Origin of the sequence: Pseudomonas sp. NFACC42-2 (genome assembly GCF_900116055.1) — a bacterium.
Classification (GTDB): Bacteria; Pseudomonadota; Gammaproteobacteria; order Pseudomonadales; family Pseudomonadaceae; genus Aquipseudomonas; species Aquipseudomonas marginalis.
In genome coordinates, this window is the sequence record NZ_FOZO01000008.1 from 82180 (window position 1) to 96996 (window position 14817).

Annotated in this window: 19 protein-coding genes; 15 read left to right on the plus strand and 4 right to left on the minus strand. The window is 62.7% G+C overall.

The features are described from left to right. Positions 1 to 126 precede the first annotated feature (126 nt). The 4 genes from BM416_RS16635 to BM416_RS16650 all read left to right on the plus strand — a co-directional run bounded on the left by BM416_RS16635 (position 127) and on the right by BM416_RS16650 (position 4806). Positions 127 to 2880 (plus strand): response regulator, encoded by a 2754-nt coding sequence (locus BM416_RS16635; protein ID WP_092488782.1) that lies wholly within the window; start codon positions 127 to 129, stop codon positions 2878 to 2880. Positions 2881 to 2903: 23 nt separating this feature from the next. Continuing rightward, positions 2904 to 3893 (plus strand): 2-hydroxyacid dehydrogenase, encoded by a 990-nt coding sequence (locus tag BM416_RS16640; RefSeq protein ID WP_092488783.1) that lies wholly within the window; start codon positions 2904 to 2906, stop codon positions 3891 to 3893. A gap of 71 nt (positions 3894 to 3964) precedes the next feature. Further along, the gene (locus BM416_RS16645) at positions 3965 to 4405 is read left to right on the plus strand and encodes a hypothetical protein (protein ID WP_092488784.1); all 441 of its coding nucleotides are present in this window, start codon (positions 3965 to 3967) and stop codon (positions 4403 to 4405) included. Next, complete coding sequence (locus BM416_RS16650) at positions 4402 to 4806, plus strand: META domain-containing protein (RefSeq protein ID WP_092488785.1); 405 nt, start codon at positions 4402 to 4404, stop codon at positions 4804 to 4806. Before BM416_RS16645 ends, BM416_RS16650 begins: the two co-directional genes overlap by 4 nt. Positions 4807 to 4941: 135 nt before the next feature. Here the strand turns inward: BM416_RS16650 and BM416_RS16655 are convergent, their stop codons facing one another. Continuing rightward, entirely contained in the window at positions 4942 to 5403 is a 462-nt protein-coding gene (locus tag BM416_RS16655) for a TlpA disulfide reductase family protein (RefSeq protein WP_090402869.1), read from the minus strand. Positions 5404 to 5518: 115 nt separating this feature from the next. Here BM416_RS16655 and arsC point away from each other — a divergent pair, with 115 nt between their 5' ends. Genes arsC through BM416_RS16670 form a run of 3 tightly spaced genes read left to right on the plus strand, consistent with a single transcriptional unit; the run spans position 5519 to position 6874 of the window. Further along, positions 5519 to 5872 carry an arsenate reductase (glutaredoxin) gene (gene arsC / locus BM416_RS16660; RefSeq protein WP_053128537.1) on the plus strand — a complete coding sequence of 118 codons (354 nt, stop codon included), beginning with the start codon at positions 5519 to 5521 and terminating at the stop codon, positions 5870 to 5872. Then, positions 5869 to 6483, plus strand: coding sequence for an NAD(P)H:quinone oxidoreductase (gene wrbA / locus BM416_RS16665; protein WP_027606360.1), 615 nt, complete (start codon positions 5869 to 5871; stop codon positions 6481 to 6483). The genes arsC and wrbA overlap by 4 nt, the downstream gene beginning before the upstream one ends. Further along, the gene (locus BM416_RS16670; RefSeq protein ID WP_092488786.1) at positions 6467 to 6874 is read left to right on the plus strand and encodes a DUF2069 domain-containing protein; all 408 of its coding nucleotides are present in this window, start codon (positions 6467 to 6469) and stop codon (positions 6872 to 6874) included. The genes wrbA and BM416_RS16670 overlap by 17 nt, the downstream gene beginning before the upstream one ends. Positions 6875 to 6881: 7 nt before the next feature. Here BM416_RS16670 and BM416_RS16675 read toward each other — a convergent pair whose 3' ends face one another. Then, positions 6882 to 7553 carry a DNA-3-methyladenine glycosylase I gene (locus BM416_RS16675; RefSeq protein WP_053128532.1) on the minus strand — a complete coding sequence of 224 codons (672 nt, stop codon included), beginning with the start codon at positions 7551 to 7553 and terminating at the stop codon, positions 6882 to 6884. 80 nt (positions 7554 to 7633) lie between these two features. Continuing rightward, entirely contained in the window at positions 7634 to 8458 is an 825-nt protein-coding gene (gene ttcA / locus BM416_RS16680) for a tRNA 2-thiocytidine(32) synthetase TtcA (protein WP_092488787.1), read from the minus strand. Between the two features lie 264 nt (positions 8459 to 8722). Between ttcA and BM416_RS16685 the strand changes: the two genes are divergently transcribed. Together BM416_RS16685 and BM416_RS16690 are read left to right on the plus strand one after the other, a co-directional pair. Beyond that, entirely contained in the window at positions 8723 to 9325 is a 603-nt protein-coding gene (locus BM416_RS16685; RefSeq protein ID WP_092488788.1) for a Yip1 family protein, read from the plus strand. A 129-nt stretch (positions 9326 to 9454) separates the two neighbouring features. Then, the gene (locus BM416_RS16690; protein ID WP_092488872.1) at positions 9455 to 9949 is read left to right on the plus strand and encodes a SprT family zinc-dependent metalloprotease; all 495 of its coding nucleotides are present in this window, start codon (positions 9455 to 9457) and stop codon (positions 9947 to 9949) included. A gap of 96 nt (positions 9950 to 10045) precedes the next feature. On the opposite strand, the gene BM416_RS16695 is transcribed toward BM416_RS16690, so the two are convergent. Beyond that, on the minus strand, positions 10046 to 11221 hold the full coding sequence (locus BM416_RS16695; RefSeq protein WP_092488789.1) for a CaiB/BaiF CoA transferase family protein: 1176 nt from the start codon (positions 11219 to 11221) through the stop codon (positions 10046 to 10048). A gap of 157 nt (positions 11222 to 11378) precedes the next feature. On the opposite strand from BM416_RS16695, the gene tusD reads away from it, so the two are divergent. From tusD to BM416_RS16725, 6 genes are all read left to right on the plus strand, one after another. Further along, positions 11379 to 11771: a sulfurtransferase complex subunit TusD gene (gene tusD, locus BM416_RS16700; RefSeq protein WP_092488790.1), complete on the plus strand. Its 393-nt coding sequence runs from the start codon at positions 11379 to 11381 to the stop codon at positions 11769 to 11771. A gap of 1 nt (position 11772) precedes the next feature. After that, on the plus strand, positions 11773 to 12123 hold the full coding sequence (gene tusC, locus BM416_RS16705; RefSeq protein ID WP_092488791.1) for a sulfurtransferase complex subunit TusC: 351 nt from the start codon (positions 11773 to 11775) through the stop codon (positions 12121 to 12123). Next, positions 12123 to 12401 carry a sulfurtransferase complex subunit TusB gene (tusB, locus tag BM416_RS16710; protein ID WP_092488792.1) on the plus strand — a complete coding sequence of 93 codons (279 nt, stop codon included), beginning with the start codon at positions 12123 to 12125 and terminating at the stop codon, positions 12399 to 12401. The genes tusC and tusB overlap by 1 nt, the downstream gene beginning before the upstream one ends. Next, positions 12398 to 12733, plus strand: coding sequence for a TusE/DsrC/DsvC family sulfur relay protein (locus tag BM416_RS16715; protein WP_092488793.1), 336 nt, complete (start codon positions 12398 to 12400; stop codon positions 12731 to 12733). Before tusB ends, BM416_RS16715 begins: the two co-directional genes overlap by 4 nt. Continuing rightward, positions 12730 to 13731, plus strand: a complete 1002-nt coding sequence (locus BM416_RS16720; protein ID WP_092488794.1) for a glycosyl transferase family protein — start codon at positions 12730 to 12732, stop codon at positions 13729 to 13731. Before BM416_RS16715 ends, BM416_RS16720 begins: the two co-directional genes overlap by 4 nt. Positions 13732 to 13819: 88 nt before the next feature. Continuing rightward, on the plus strand, positions 13820 to 14815 hold the full coding sequence (locus BM416_RS16725) for a glutathione S-transferase family protein (RefSeq protein ID WP_092488795.1): 996 nt from the start codon (positions 13820 to 13822) through the stop codon (positions 14813 to 14815). Positions 14816 to 14817 lie beyond the last annotated feature (2 nt).

The window sequence follows — 14817 nt, forward strand, 5'->3', positions numbered from 1 at the left end:
CCCGAAGATTGCCCTCTGTCATTAATTTGCAAGATTCCGGGCCGCGCAAATGGCTACACTGCGCAGGTGGCGCGGGCCGGATGCCGGCGCGGAAAATTGATATCAGTGTGGTAGCAGGAGAGTGGCGTGCTTAAAAGAATGGGGATAAAAGGCCGCGTACTGTTGCTGACCTTATTACCGACCAGCCTGATGGCCTTGTTGTTGGGAGGGTACTTTACCTGGATGCAGCTCTCGGAGTTGCAGGCCCAGTTGCTGCAACGCGGCGAAATGATCGCCGAGCAGCTGGCGCCCCTGGTGGCCCCCGCCATGGGCAGCAGGAACACCGACCTGCTGGAGCGTATCGCCACCCAATCCCTGGAACAGACGGACGTGCGCACCGTGGCGTTCCTCGCGCCGGACCGCACGCCCCTGGCCCACGCCGGCCCGACCATGCTCAACCAGCCGCCGGTCGGCAACAGTTCCCACCTGCTGCAGCGCACCGGCAACGACGCCACGCGCTACCTGCTGCCGGTGTTTGGTCGCCATCGCAACCTGGCGGGCGATTTGATCCCCGATGAAGCCGATCGCCTGCTTGGCTGGGTCGAGGTGGAGCTGTCCCACAACGGCATGTTGCTGCGCGGCTATCGCAGCCTGTTCGCCAGCCTGCTGCTGATTGCCATCGGCCTGATCTGCACCGCGGCCCTGGCCCTGCGCATCAGCCGTACGATCAACGCGCCGCTTGGCCTGATCAAGCAAGCGGTGGCCCAACTCAAGGACGGCAACCTGGAAACCCGCCTGCCACCCTTGGGCAGCCAGGAGCTGGATCAGCTCGCATCGGGCATCAACCGCATGGCCGAAACCCTGCAAAATGCCCGGGAAGAATTGCAGCACAGCATCGACCAGGCCACCGAAGACGTGCGCCAGAACCTGGAAACCATCGAGATCCAGAACATCGAGCTGGACCTGGCGCGCAAGGAGGCCCTGGAGGCCAGCCGCATCAAGTCCGAGTTCCTGGCGAACATGAGCCATGAAATCCGCACGCCGCTCAACGGCATACTCGGTTTTACCCACCTGCTGCAAAAAAGCGAGCTGACCCCGCGCCAGCTTGACTACCTGGGCACCATCGAAAAATCCGCCGACAACCTCCTGGGCATCATCAACGAGATCCTCGATTTCTCCAAGATCGAGGCCGGCAAGCTGGTGCTCGACAGCATCCCCTTCAACCTGCGGGATTTGCTGCAAGACACCCTCACCATCCTCGCCCCCGCCGCCCATGCCAAGCAGCTGGAACTGGTCAGCCTGGTGTACCGCGACACGCCGCTGGCGCTGGTGGGCGACCCGCTGCGGCTCAAGCAGATCCTGACCAACCTGATCAGCAATGCGATCAAGTTCACCCGCGAAGGCACCATCGTGGCCCGGGCGATGATCGAGGACGAGCAGGAAGACAGCGTGCAACTGCGCATCAGCGTGCAGGACACCGGCATCGGCCTGTCCAGCCAGGACGTGCGGGCGTTGTTCCAGGCGTTCAGCCAGGCCGACAATTCACTGTCGCGCCAGCCCGGCGGCACGGGGCTGGGCCTGGTGATTTCCAAGCGCCTGATCGAACAAATGGGCGGTGAAATCGGCGTCGACAGCACGCCGGGCGAAGGCTCTGAATTCTGGATCAGCCTGAACCTGCCCAAGACCCGCGACGACGTCGAAGACCTGCCCTGCGCGCCGTTGCTGGGCCATCGCGTGGCGGTGCTGGAAAACCACGACCTGGCGCGCCAGGCCCTGCAACACCAATTGGAAGACTGTGGCCTGGAAGTGACGCCGTTCAATACCCTGGAAAGCCTGACCAACGGCATCACCAGCGCTCACCAGACCGAGCAGGCCATCGACCTCGCGGTACTCGGCGTGACCGCCAACGATATCCCCCCCGAGCGCCTCAACCAGCACCTATGGGACCTCGAACACCTGGGTTGCAAAGTGCTGGTGCTGTGCCCTACCACCGAACAGATGCTGTTCAACGAGTCGGTACCCAACCCCAACAGCCAGTTGCAGGCCAAGCCGGCGTGTACCCGCAAGCTGCGCCGTGCGCTGTCCGACCTGATCAGCCCGCGGCCGTCACGCAGTGAACCGGGCGAGCCGTTGTCCAGCCGTGCGCCGCGTGTGCTGTGTGTCGACGACAACCCGGCAAACCTGCTGTTGGTGCAAACCCTGCTGGAAGACATGGGCGCGCAGGTCCGTGCAGTGGAAAGCGGCTACGCAGCGGTCGACGCGGTGAAACAGGACACCTTCGACCTGGTGCTGATGGACGTGCAAATGCCCGGCATGGACGGGCGCCAGAGCACCGAGGCGATCCGCCAGTGGGAAAGCGAGCGCCATGGCACGCCCTTGCCGGTGGTCGCCCTCACCGCCCACGCTATGGCCAACGAGAAGCGTGCGTTGCTGCAAAGCGGTATGGACGACTACCTGACCAAACCCATCAGCGAACGGCAACTGGCCCAGGTGGTGCTGAAATGGACCGGCCTGGCCCTGCGCAACCAGGTGCCGGAGCGCGCCGTCGAAGGCTTGGGCCCCGGGGTGCAATTGCCGGTGCTGGACCACGAGGAAGGCCTGCGCCTGGCCGCCGGCAAGACCGATCTGGCGGCCGACATGCTGGCCATGCTGCTGGCCTCCCTGGAAGCCGACCGCCAGGCCATTCACGTCGCCCGCGAGGCCAAGGACAACCTGGCCCTGATCGAACGCGTCCACCGCCTGCACGGCGCCACCCGCTACTGTGGCGTGCCGCAACTGCGCGCCGCCTGCCAGCGCGCCGAAACCCTGCTCAAGCAGGACGACGCCAAGGCCATGACCGCGCTGGACGAGCTGGACATGGCCATTGCACGGCTGGCCAGTGAAGCGCGGGTCAGCGCCTGAACTCATCAAAAAGGACGCCTGTGATGCGCGTGATTCTTTTCAGCAGCCAGACCTACGACCGCGACAGTTTCCTCGGCGAACCCTTGCCGCGCGGCCTGGAACTGCAATTCCAACCCGCCCGGCTCAACCTCGACACCGTCGCCCTGGCCGAACACCACGAGGTGGTCTGCGCCTTTATCAACGATGACCTCAGCGCCCCGGTGCTGGAACACCTGGCCAAGGGCGGCACGCGGTTGATCGCGTTGCGTTCGGCCGGTTACAACCATGTGGACCTGCCTGCCGCCAAACGCCTGGGCCTGACCATCGTGCGCGTCCCGGCCTATTCGCCCCATGCGATCGCCGAACACGCGGTGGCCCTGATCCTCGCCCTCAACCGCCGCCTGCATCGCGCCTACAACCGCACCCGCGACGGCGATTTCAGCCTGCATGGCCTCACCGGCTTCGACCTGGTGGGCAAGACCGTCGGCGTGGTCGGCACCGGCCAGATCGGCGCCACGTTCGCCAGGATCATGGCGGGCTTCGGTTGCCGGCTGCTCGCCTACGACCCGTTCCCCAACCCCCAGGTCCAGGCCCTCGGCGCTGACTATGTGAGCCTGCCGGAGCTCCTGGCCCAGGCCCAGATCATCAGCCTGCACTGCCCGCTGACCGCCGACAGCAAGCACCTGATCAATGCACGCTCCCTGGCGCGGATGCAACCCGGCGCCATGCTGATCAACACCGGTCGCGGTGGCCTGGTCGACACGCCGGCGCTGATCGAAGCACTCAAGGACGGCCAACTCGGCTACCTGGGGCTGGATGTATACGAGGAGGAAGCCCAGCTGTTTTTCGAGGACCGCTCCGATCTGCCCTTGCAGGACGATGTGCTCGCGCGCCTGCTGACCTTCCCCAACGTGATCGTCACCGCACACCAGGCGTTCCTTACCCGCGAAGCCCTGGCGGCGATCGCCGACACCACCTTGGCCAATATTGCGGCATGGGCGGATGGCCGGGCACAGAACCTCGTCGAAGGATGATCAGCGGTCACATACCAGGCTCATGATGATCAGGCACCCGTGATAGGATGCCGCGCCTATTTGGAGGATCCATGGCCGAACACGATTTCCGCTTCAGCTTGCTGAGCCCGCAACACACCCTGATCGAATGCCGCGCCCTGGTGCCGGGCCGTTACCAGGTCACCGGCAACGGTGGCTCGATCAAGCATGACGACGTGCTGATCGTCACGCTGCGTGGCAGTAAAACCTTGTCCATGCGCCTTACCGTCGAAGGTGACGCGCGCTACTCCATCCGCCCTGCAGGCCAGTGGGTCGCCATGGCCCGCGGGCCGAAGTTCGGTGAGCTGGAGATTCACACCTGGAAGGTCAACTGCGACAGCTGCGACACTGTGCTGGAGTTTGAATTCGCGGTGGAAACCAAGCTGACCAAAGAGCCGCTGCAACCGGCCGCCAACGCGCGCATTGCCGAGTTGGGCTGGGCCAGCGAAGGCGACAAGCACCGTTGCCCGACATGCCAGAAGGCCGGGCAATGAAAGGCCTGGTTCTGCTCGCCGCCGTCGGTGCGGCCCTGAGTGGCTGCGCCGGTGACGCGGCCAAGCTCAAGCAGGATCACAGCTACGTGGTGGAGTGGATTGGTGAGCGGCCGTTGATGGATTACGCGCACCTGACCGTCACCCTCGGCGCCGATGGGCGTGCCTACGGCAATGGCGGCTGCAACCACTGGTTCGCGCCGTACACCCTTGAGGGCGACAGACTCAGCTTCGGCAAACTCGGCAGCACCCGCAAGCTCTGCGCCGAGGCCCTGATGGAGCAGGAACAGCGCTTCTTCCAGGCCCTGCAAGGCGTACAGCGCTGGGACATCTCGCCGATCGAGCAGACCCGCTTCTGGCCGGCCGAAGGCAAGCCGATTCGCCTGTGGCTCGAAGAGGGCTGACTCCACCGATCTACAGATTGGTGAGATTTAAATGTGGGAGCTTGCCCCCGATGACGGTGTAACAGTCACTGATGTATTGACTGACACACTGTTATCGGGGCAAGCCCCCTCCCACATTTGATCGAGGACAATACTCTAGCCGCGCAAGGCCTTGAGCTTGGCCAGCACCCCTTCCGCCGTCTGCTCACCCATCAACTGCTCGCGCACCTTGCCCTTGTCATCGATGATGTAGGTCACCGGCAACGCTTCGCTGCGCGGAATATCGAAGATCCCATCCGGGTTCTGCGCCAGCACGGTGAACTTGATCCCCAGTTTGTCGCTGGCCTCCTTCAGCTCCGCCCCCTGCACATTGTCGAAGTTAACCCCGAACACCCCCACGCCCTGCCCCTTCAACTGTTCTGCCAGGGCGTTGAGTTCGGGGATTTCCGTACGGCATGGGCCACACCATTCCGCCCAGTAGTTGACCACCAGCCACTGTTTGTCCAGGCGCTCGGCCGCGACCTTCTGACCGTACTGGTCAACGCCGTAGTCATTGCCGCAGCCGCTGAGCAGCAGGGTTGTGATGATCGCCAATGCACCGATCAGTCGCCTTGTCATGGGGTAATCCTTCGCAAAAATGAACGTTGGCTGCGACCTATCGCCTCTTACGGTTTAAGGACAGGACGCCGCGCAGGTAGAATACCCGCCACCTTACGCAAGATGCGACCCGCACATGACCGATCTGACGCTTTATCACAACCCGCGCTGCTCGAAATCCCGCGGTGCGCTCGAACTGCTGGAAGCCCGAGGCCTCGCCCCCACCGTGGTGCGTTACCTGGAAACCCCGCTGAATGCCGCGCAATTGAAGGCACTGCTGGCCAAGCTGGGCATCAGCGCCCGCCAACTGCTGCGCACCGGCGAAGACGAATACAAGGCCCTCAACCTGGCCGACGCCAGCCTCAGCGAAGCGCAGTTGATCGCCGCGATCGCCGAACACCCCAAGCTGATGGAACGCCCGATCCTGGAAACCGCCGATAAAGCCATCATTGGCCGCCCGCCGGAGAACGTGCTGGAGATCCTGCCGTGACTGCGCCGTATGTGCTGGTGTTGTATTACAGCCGCAATGGCTCGGTGAGCGAAATGGCTCGGCAGATTGCCCGGGGCATCGAGCAAGGCGGCATGGAAGCGCGGCTGCGCACCGTACCGGCGATCTCCACCGAATGCGAAGCCGTGGCGCCGAGCATCCCCGACGAAGGCGCGCTGTACGCCAGCCTCGATGACTTGAAAAACTGCTCGGGCCTGGCCCTGGGCAGCCCGACGCGCTTCGGCAACATGGCCGCGCCGCTCAAGTACTTCCTCGATGGCACCAGCAACCTGTGGCTGACCGGTGCGCTGGTCGGCAAGCCGGCCGGGGTGTTCACCTCCACCGCCAGCCTGCATGGCGGCCAGGAAACCACGCTGATGTCGATGCTGTTGCCGCTGTTGCACCACGGCATGCTGATCACTGGCCTGCCCTACAGCGAACAGGCACTGCTCGACACCCAGGGCGGCGGCACACCGTACGGCGCCAGCCACCATGCCGGTCCGGATGGCAAGCGCCTGCTCGACCCGCATGAAATTACCCTGTGCCGGGCCCTGGGCCTGCGCCTGGCCAAGACCGCCACGCTGCTGGAGAACGGCCGTGGCCAGGAAGCCTAAGGTTCTACCGCCGCAAGCGTGGCTGGAGCCACGGGTCAAGGCGGCACGCGCGTTAAGCCTGCTGGCGTTTTTCGCCCTGGTGGGTTTGTTGTGCGGGTACTACCTGTTCGTCGCCGACCTGCACGGCGCACGCCCGTGGGTGATCCTGCTGATCGAACTGGTGCCGCTGCTGGTGCTGGCGCCGGGGATGATCATCGGCAGCACGCGCGGGCATTCGTGGATGTGCTTTGCGGTGAACCTGTATTTCATCAAGGGCGCACTGGCGGCGTATGACCCGAACCGGCAGTGGTTCGGGGTACTGGAGATGCTGGCCAGCCTGGCGGTGTTTTGCACGGCGCTGCTGTATGTGCGCTGGCGGCACCAGTTGAACCGCCGGTTGGCCACACCCTAGAACCCGGTCAGTGATTCACCGTATAGGCCAGCATCATCGACAGCTGGCACATCGGCCGCCCACTCTCGGCATGCCACTGGTTGAACGCAGCCTGCACCGTGGCCAGGTCGCGCAGGCTGGTGGGTGCCTTATCGACAATCTTCTGCGCATTCAATGCCGCGACCACGTCATAGCTCGGCACAAAGGTATCCTTGCCCACCATCCGCAAAAAGCGCGGGGCCGACAGCCCGCCCAATTGATGACCGTGCTTGCTCAGGTATTTCCATAACCCGACGATATCGGTCACCGGCCAGTCGGCGATAAATGCGCCGAAGCTGCCTTTTTCCTGCTCGATATCCAGGATCATCTGCGCATTGCGCGGCACGCTCTTGAGCTTGCCCAGGTGACGGATGATGCGCGTGTCCTGCATCAGCCGCTCCAGGTGCTCGGCCCCCATCAGCACGACTTTTTCCGGGTCGAAGCCGAAGAACACCTGCTCGAAGGCCGGCCACTTGGCATCCACCACGCTGTGTTTCAAGCCGGCGCGAAACACGCGCAGCGCCAAGGTCGACAGGTAGCGATCATCACTGATCTTGCGTAACTGCGCCGGGGTCTTGGGCACCGGCAGGTGGGCGTCCAGCTCGGCCGCTGAACCGAAGCGGTTCAGACAATATTCGTGCAGCCACTTGTAATCGCGCATGCCCTCTCCTGCTGTTGAATGCTGGCAATAGAATTGAAAACGGCGCCCGCGAGCGCCGTGTGTCAGAGCGTTGAATGAGCTCAGAGGTTCACAACATTGACGAAACGCGGCGCGGCGCTCTCATCGATTTTCAGGCTGATGAAGTCGAACAGGTTGCGGTCGGCCAATTGCGACGGCTGCACGTTCTGCAGGCTGCGGAAAATACTTTCGGTACGCCCCGGGGTCTTACGCTCCCAATCCACCAGCATGTCCTTGACCACCTGGCGCTGCAGGTTTTCCTGGGAGCCGCACAGGTTGCACGGGATGATCGGGAATTGCTTGAAGTCGGAGTAGGCCTGGATGTCCTTCTCGTTGCAATACGCCAGCGGGCGGATCACCACGTTGCGCCCGTCATCGGCACGCAGCTTGGGCGGCATGGCCTTGAGCGAGCCGTTGAAGAACATATTGAGGAAGAAGGTCTCGACGATATCGTCGCGGTGATGACCCAGGGCCATCTTGGTCGCCCCGATCTCATCGGCAAAGGTGTAGAGCGTGCCACGGCGCAGGCGCGAGCACAGCGAGCAGGTGGTCTTGCCTTCAGGGATCAGTTCCTTGACCACCGAATAGGTGTCTTTTTCGACGATGTGGTACTCGACGCCCAGTGCCTTGAGGTAGGCCGGCAGCACGTGCTCGGGGAAGCCCGGTTGTTTCTGGTCCATATTGACCGCAACGATCTCGAACTTGATCGGTGCGACCTTTTGCAGGTGCAGCAGCACGTCGAGCATGGTGTAGCTGTCTTTGCCGCCGGAGAGGCAGACCATGACCTTATCGCCGTCCTCGATCATGTTGAAATCGGCGACTGCCTCACCGGCCAGGCGGCGCAGGCGTTTTTGCAGTTTGTTCTGGTTGACCGTAAGAGTGCCCATGGCGCTTGGATCCGCTGGAGGTGTGTGACGAAAAGCCGGGTATTTTACGCAAAAAAAACAGCTAAAGGGCTAACCGTAAAAGACCCCGCCGCGATTAGGCCCCCTGTTTACAGCGCAATTTGCTCTAAAGGCCCTACGGTTATTCCGGTCATCCCTTCCTATACTGCGACTTGAGGTCGCACACATATATCCAGACCTTTGTGGCCATTTGGCCCGTGGGCGCTCCGATGGGGGGCGATGGTAATAACGACAGGAGTGACTGGCATGATCCATCACGTCGTGGGGCTGTTTACCCATCCCGACCAGGAATGGCGGGAAATTCGTGGCGATAAAGAAGAAAGCATCGGCCACATGTACCTCACTCACACCTTGATTCTCGCGGCGATCCCCGCCGTATCGGCTTTTATCGGTACCACCCAGGTCGGCTGGGTCATCGGCAACCGCGCGCCGGTCATGTTGACCCAGGAAAGCGCGCTGTGGATGACCCTCATGTCGTACGCGGCCATGCTCGGCGGCGTCGCGGTCATGGGTGCGTTCATTCACTGGATGGCCCGTACCTACGACGCCAACCCCAGCATGGCGCGGTGCGTGGCGTTTGCCACCTATACCGCGACCCCGCTGTTCATCGGCGGGCTGGCGGCGCTCTACCCGCATATGTGGCTGGGCATGGTGGTGGGCACTGCGGCGATCTGCTACACGGTGTACCTGCTGTATGTCGGCGTACCGACCTTCATGAGCATCGATCCGGATGAAGGTTTCCTGTTTTCCAGTTCGATACTGGCCGTAGGGCTGGTGGTGCTGGTGGCGATCATGGCGTTTACCGTGATTGTCTGGGGCCTGGGCGTGGGGCCGATCTACACGAACTGACCCGTTCAATGGCAAAGGCAAGGCCACCGCAAGGTGGCTTTGTACGTGATGGATGACCATTCGGCGCCTGACAGATTCGGAAACACTCGGTTTTGCGGCATACTGGACGTCTCTGGAGATATGTACAGCATGCCCGAGCAACTCAATACCCGCGTCGAAGATTGTTTCCTGCAAGCCGAATCCTTTTTCAAACGAAGCTTCAAACGCCCCCAGGTCAGCCTCAAGCTGCGGGGCCAGAAGGCCGGTGTCGCGCATTTGCACGAGAACCTGCTGCGCTTCAACCCACAGTTGTACCGAGAAAACAGCCAGCACTTCCTGAAACAGACCGTGGCCCATGAGGTGGCGCACCTGATTGCCCACCAATTGTTCGGTGACCGTATCCAGCCCCATGGCGAGGAATGGCAACTGATCATGCGTGGGGTCTACGAACTGCCGCCGGACCGCTGCCACACCTATGCCGTGAAGCGTCGCCAGGTGACCCGTTATATCTACCGGTGCCCGTGTGCCGACAGCGACTTCCCGTTTTCATCGCAACGCCATGGCATGGTGGCTCAGGGGCGGCGGTATTTGTGCAGGCGGTGTCGGCAGACCTTGGTGTTTACCGGCGAAACCAGGGTGGAATAAAGGCCTCATCGGGAGCAAGCCCCCTCCCACACTCAGGCCTGTGAATACGATCAACCTGTGGGAGGGGGCTTGCTCCCGATAGCGTCCGCCCAGCCACTACATAATCACCTTGGAGCTACGCAGCTCGCTGATGCGCTGCGGGCTCAAGCCCAGCTCCGCCAACACTTCATCACTGTGCGCGCCCACGGCGACGCCAATGTGCCGGGGCGCTGGCAACCCTTCCGAAAACTTCAACGGGCAGGCTATCTGCGCCTGGCTCGAGCCGTCGCCCCTGGGCACCTGGCTGACCAGCGCCCGCGCCTTCAGTTGCGGATGGGCCACGGCTTCGCTGAGCGTCAGCACCGGCTCCACGCAGGCATCCACCCCGGCAAACAGCTCGCACAATTGCTGGAAACTGCGCTTCTCGAACTCCACCTGCAAGGCCTGCTTAAGCGCCGGCTGCTGTTCAGGCTTCAAGCCCTGCGCGGCCAACTCCGGGCGGCCCAATGCTTCACACAATTGCTGCATGAAAGCCGGTTCCAGGCTGCCGACCGCCATCCAACGCCCATCCCGCGAGCGGTAATAGTCATAAAAACTGCCGCCATTAAGCACATGGCTCTCCCGCTCAGGCTCCACACCACACGCCAGGTAACCGGCGCCGGCCATGGCATTCAGGCTGAACGAGCAATCGGTCATGCTCACATCCAGGTATTGGCCGACCCCACTTTGCTGACGGGCGATAACGGCCGCCAGCAGCCCCACCACCGCATGCAGCGAACCGCCGCCCACGTCCGCCAACTGCACGCCCAGTGGCAACGGCCCGCTGTCCTGGCGCCCGGTGTAGCTGGCGACCCCGGCCAGCGCCAGGTAGTTGATGTCATGCCCGGCGCGGTCCTTATAGGGCCCGGTCTGGCCGTACCCGGTGATCGACACATAAATCAGCCGCGGGTTGATCGCCTTCAGCGCCTCATAGCCCAGGCCCAGGCGCTCCATCACGCCGGGGCGAAATTGTTCGAGGACAATGTCGTAGTCCTTGACCAGTTCGCGCACGATCTCCAGCGCCTGGGCCCGCTTCAAATCCAGCGCCAGGCTGCGTTTGTTGCGATTGAGATAGGCATGACTGGCCGAAGTCCCCCGGTCATGGGGCGGCAGCACCCGCAGCAGGTCCATGCGCGTAGGGGACTCGATGCGCAGCACCTCGGCGCCCATGTCCGCCAGCATCAAGGAAGCAAACGGGCCGGGCAGCAAGGTGGAAAAATCCAGCACTTTGAGGGACGCCAAGGGACCTGACATGGAGACTCCATTTGGGTTTCGGATTCCCACAGACTAGGCAGCCTGGCGCCTACCGGCAATCGTCAGAACGATCATCGAGGGTGACCGTTTTGATCATGGCGGGCTTTTTCGTGGCGGCGGCTTTATCATTGCCCCACGTTTGCTTGCAGAGTGTTCCATGAAGTTTGCGATTGCAGTGTTTTCCGCCGCCCACGCGCCCTCCTCGCGCCGCGCCCTGCTGTTTGCACAGGCGGCGTTGGCCGGCGGGCATGAGATTGTGCGGCTGTTTTTCTATCAGGACGGCGTCTACGGCGCCTCCAATAACATCGTTGCACCCCAGGATGAGCAGGACATTACCCGCCAATGGCGCGAGTTGGTCAATGCGCATCAACTGGACGGCGTGGTGTGCATCGCTGCCGCCTTGCGTCGTGGCGTGCTGAATGCCGAGGAAGCCACGCGCTATCAACGCAGCGCGGCCAACCTGGATGCGCCCTGGGCGTTGTCGGGCCTGGGGCAATTGCACGACGCCGCCCAGGCCGCCGACCGCCTGATCTGTTTTGGAGGGCCGTGACATGTCCAAATCCTTGTTAGTGATCAGCCGCCAGGCGCCCTGGTCCGGGCCGAGCGCGCGCGAAGCGCTAGATATCGTGCTGGCCGGGGGCGCGTTTGATCTGCCGATCGGCGTGCTGTTCATGGATGACGGCGTGTTCCAACTGGCGCCGCACCAGGACGCCAAGGCCGTGCAGCAAAAAGACCTCAGCGCCAATCTGCAGGCCTTGGGCCTGTTCGGCATCGATGAGGTGTTCGCCTGCCGCCATAGCCTGGCTGAGCGCGGGCTGACGCAGCCGGCCAATGCCCAGTCACTGGACAGCGAAGCGATCTCCAGGCTGATTGACCGTTACGACCAGGTGATAACCCTCTGATGTCGACTTTACATGTGGTATCTCACTCTCCTTTTACCGATAGCCGCCTCGCCAGTTGCCTGCGCATCTGTGGCGCCGAGGATGCGATCCTGCTCTGCGGCGATGGAGCCTACGGGCTGCACAACCCGGCCCTGCGCACCAAGGGCGTGAAGGTGTTCGTGCTGGCGGAAGACATGCAGGCGCGCAATCTGCCGCTGCCGGACTGGGCCGACAGCGTGGACTACCCGGGTTTCGTGCAGCTGTCGCTCGACTACAGCAAGGTCAACACCTGGCTATGAACACCCTGACCGTAGGCGCGCGCACCCTCGAGCTGGACAAGGACGGTTACCTCGTCGACCTGAACGAATGGTCCCCTGAGGTGGCCGAGGCCCTGGCTGCCGCCGAGGCCCTGGAGCTGACCCCGGACCATTGGCAGATCCTCGAGCTGCTGCGCCAGTTCTATGCCGAATTCCAGCTGTCCCCCGCCACGCGCCCTCTGATCAAGTACACCGCCTTGAAGCTGGGCCCGCAAAAGGGTAACAGCCTGCACCTCAACACACTGTTCAACGGCACTCCCGCCAAACTCGCCGCCAAGCTGGCGGGCCTGCCCCGGCCGACGAATTGCTTATGACCGACTTTGCCCCACTGACCCTTGAAACCCCTGCCGAGCATCCGTTTGCGCAGTTCGTGCGCATCCTGGGCAAAGGCAAGCGCGGCGCGCGCAACCTCACCCGCGAAGAGGCCCGCGAAGCCATGGGCATGCTGCTCGACGAAAAAGTCGAAGACACCCAGCTCGGCGCCTTCCTGATGCTGCTGCGCCACAAGGAAGAAAGCCCGGAAGAACTCGCCGGTTTTACCGAAGCCGTGCGTGAACGCCTGGACGCCCCCGCGCTGAATGTGGACATCGACTGGCCGACCTATGCCGGCAAGAAGCGCCACCTGCCGTGGTTCCTGCTGGCGGCCAAGTGCCTGGCACAAAATGGCGTGCGCATCCTCATGCACGGCGGCGGCGCACACACGGCGGGCCGGCTGTACACCGAACAATTGCTGCAAACCCTGCACATCCCGCTGTGCCGTAATTGGCAGCAGGTCGGGACCGCGTTTGAACAAGGCAACCTGGCGTTTATCCCGCTGGGCGACTGGGCGCCGCAACTGCAACGCATGATCGACCTGCGCAACACCCTCGGCCTGCGCTCGCCGATCCACTCCCTGGCGCGCCTGCTCAACCCGCTGAATGCGCGCTGCGGCCTGCAAAGCATTTTCCACCCCGGTTACCAGGGCGTGCACCGCGATGCCAGCGGCCAGCTTGGCGACCATGTGATCGTGGTCAAGGGCGACGGCGGCGAAGTCGAGATCAACCCCGACACGATCAGTCACCTCTATGGCACCACCGGTGGCGAAAGCTGGGATGAAGAATGGCCCGCCCTCTCCGACCAGCGCCACGTCAAGCCGGCAACCCTGGAGCCTGATCACCTGAAGGCCGTGTGGCGCGGCGACGTAGAAGACAGCTACCCGCAACTGGCGCTGATCGCCACCATGGCCCTGGCCTTGCGCGGCCTCGACCACCCACGGGAACAGGCGTTCGAATTAGCCCGGCAATACTGGGATGCACGGGACAAATCGATTTAATCGATCATTCACGCCCGGTCTTTGCGCTTTTAGTTCGAACTCATCCCTTTAGACTGGGCTCCAACGCTTATTAGCCAAGGAGCCAGTCATGGGTTTGCTGATCGAAGGACACTGGAAAGACCAGTGGTACGAAAGTAGCGCAGATGGCGCTTTCCAGCGCGAACAGGCCCAGCGCCGCCACTGGGTGACCGCCGATGGCCAGCCGGGGCCCAGCGGCGAAGGCGGCTTCAAGGCCGAGGCCGGTCGTTATCACCTCTATGTGTCCCTGGCCTGCCCCTGGGCCCACCGCACCCTGATCCTGCGCAAGCTCAAGGGCCTGGAAAGCTTGATCGACGTGTCCGTGGTCAGCTGGCTGATGCTGGAAAACGGCTGGACCTTCGACAAGGCCCACGGCTCCACCGGCGATAAGCTCGATGGTTTCGAATTCATGCACCAGCGCTATACCGCCGACACCGCCGACTACACCGGCCGCGTCACCGTGCCGGTGCTGTGGGACAAGCAGCTCAACCGCATCGTCAGCAATGAATCGGCGGAGATCATCCGCATGTTCAACAGCGCGTTCAACGGCCTGACCGGCAACACCCTGGACTTCTACCCCGAGCCGCTGCGCGCGACCATCGATGGGCTGAACGAGCGGATCTACCCGGCCGTGAACAATGGCGTGTACCGCGCAGGCTTTGCCACCTCACAAAAAGCGTATGAAAGCGCGTTTGATGATGTGTTTGCCGAACTGGATCACCTGGAGCAGCACCTGGGGGACCACCGCTACCTGGCCGGCGAATACCTGACCGAAGCGGATGTGCGCTTGTTCACCACGCTGATTCGTTTTGATGCGGTGTATTACAGCCACTTCAAATGCAATCTGCGGCGGATTGCCGATTATTCGAACCTGTCGAACTGGCTGAGGGAGATGTATCAGTGGCCTGGCGTGGCCGAGACGGTGGATTTCGCGCACATCAAGGGGCATTACTATGGGAGCCACCGCACGATCAACCCGACGGCGATCGTGCCGAAGGGGCCGTTGCAGGCGTTTGATACCGGGCATGATCGAGCGCGGCTGACAGGTCAGGGTGTCTTGAGCTGAGT

Coding starts and splice junctions, on each gene's coding strand:
- BM416_RS16640 (WP_092488783.1), top strand. CDS start 2,904: ATGCGCGTGATTCTTTTCAGCAGCCAGACCTACGACCGCGACAGTTTC.
- arsC (WP_053128537.1), top strand. CDS start 5,519: ATGACCGATCTGACGCTTTATCACAACCCGCGCTGCTCGAAATCCCGC.
- BM416_RS16685 (WP_092488788.1), top strand. CDS start 8,723: ATGATCCATCACGTCGTGGGGCTGTTTACCCATCCCGACCAGGAATGG.
- ttcA (WP_092488787.1), bottom strand. CDS start 8,458: ATGGGCACTCTTACGGTCAACCAGAACAAACTGCAAAAACGCCTGCGC.
- BM416_RS16650 (WP_092488785.1), top strand. CDS start 4,402: ATGAAAGGCCTGGTTCTGCTCGCCGCCGTCGGTGCGGCCCTGAGTGGC.
- BM416_RS16645 (WP_092488784.1), top strand. CDS start 3,965: ATGGCCGAACACGATTTCCGCTTCAGCTTGCTGAGCCCGCAACACACC.
- BM416_RS16725 (WP_092488795.1), top strand. CDS start 13,820: ATGGGTTTGCTGATCGAAGGACACTGGAAAGACCAGTGGTACGAAAGT.
- BM416_RS16695 (WP_092488789.1), bottom strand. CDS start 11,221: ATGTCAGGTCCCTTGGCGTCCCTCAAAGTGCTGGATTTTTCCACCTTG.
- BM416_RS16715 (WP_092488793.1), top strand. CDS start 12,398: ATGAACACCCTGACCGTAGGCGCGCGCACCCTCGAGCTGGACAAGGAC.
- tusD (WP_092488790.1), top strand. CDS start 11,379: ATGAAGTTTGCGATTGCAGTGTTTTCCGCCGCCCACGCGCCCTCCTCG.
- BM416_RS16720 (WP_092488794.1), top strand. CDS start 12,730: ATGACCGACTTTGCCCCACTGACCCTTGAAACCCCTGCCGAGCATCCG.
- tusC (WP_092488791.1), top strand. CDS start 11,773: ATGTCCAAATCCTTGTTAGTGATCAGCCGCCAGGCGCCCTGGTCCGGG.
- BM416_RS16675 (WP_053128532.1), bottom strand. CDS start 7,553: ATGCGCGATTACAAGTGGCTGCACGAATATTGTCTGAACCGCTTCGGT.
- tusB (WP_092488792.1), top strand. CDS start 12,123: ATGTCGACTTTACATGTGGTATCTCACTCTCCTTTTACCGATAGCCGC.
- BM416_RS16655 (WP_090402869.1), bottom strand. CDS start 5,403: ATGACAAGGCGACTGATCGGTGCATTGGCGATCATCACAACCCTGCTG.
- BM416_RS16690 (WP_092488872.1), top strand. CDS start 9,455: ATGCCCGAGCAACTCAATACCCGCGTCGAAGATTGTTTCCTGCAAGCC.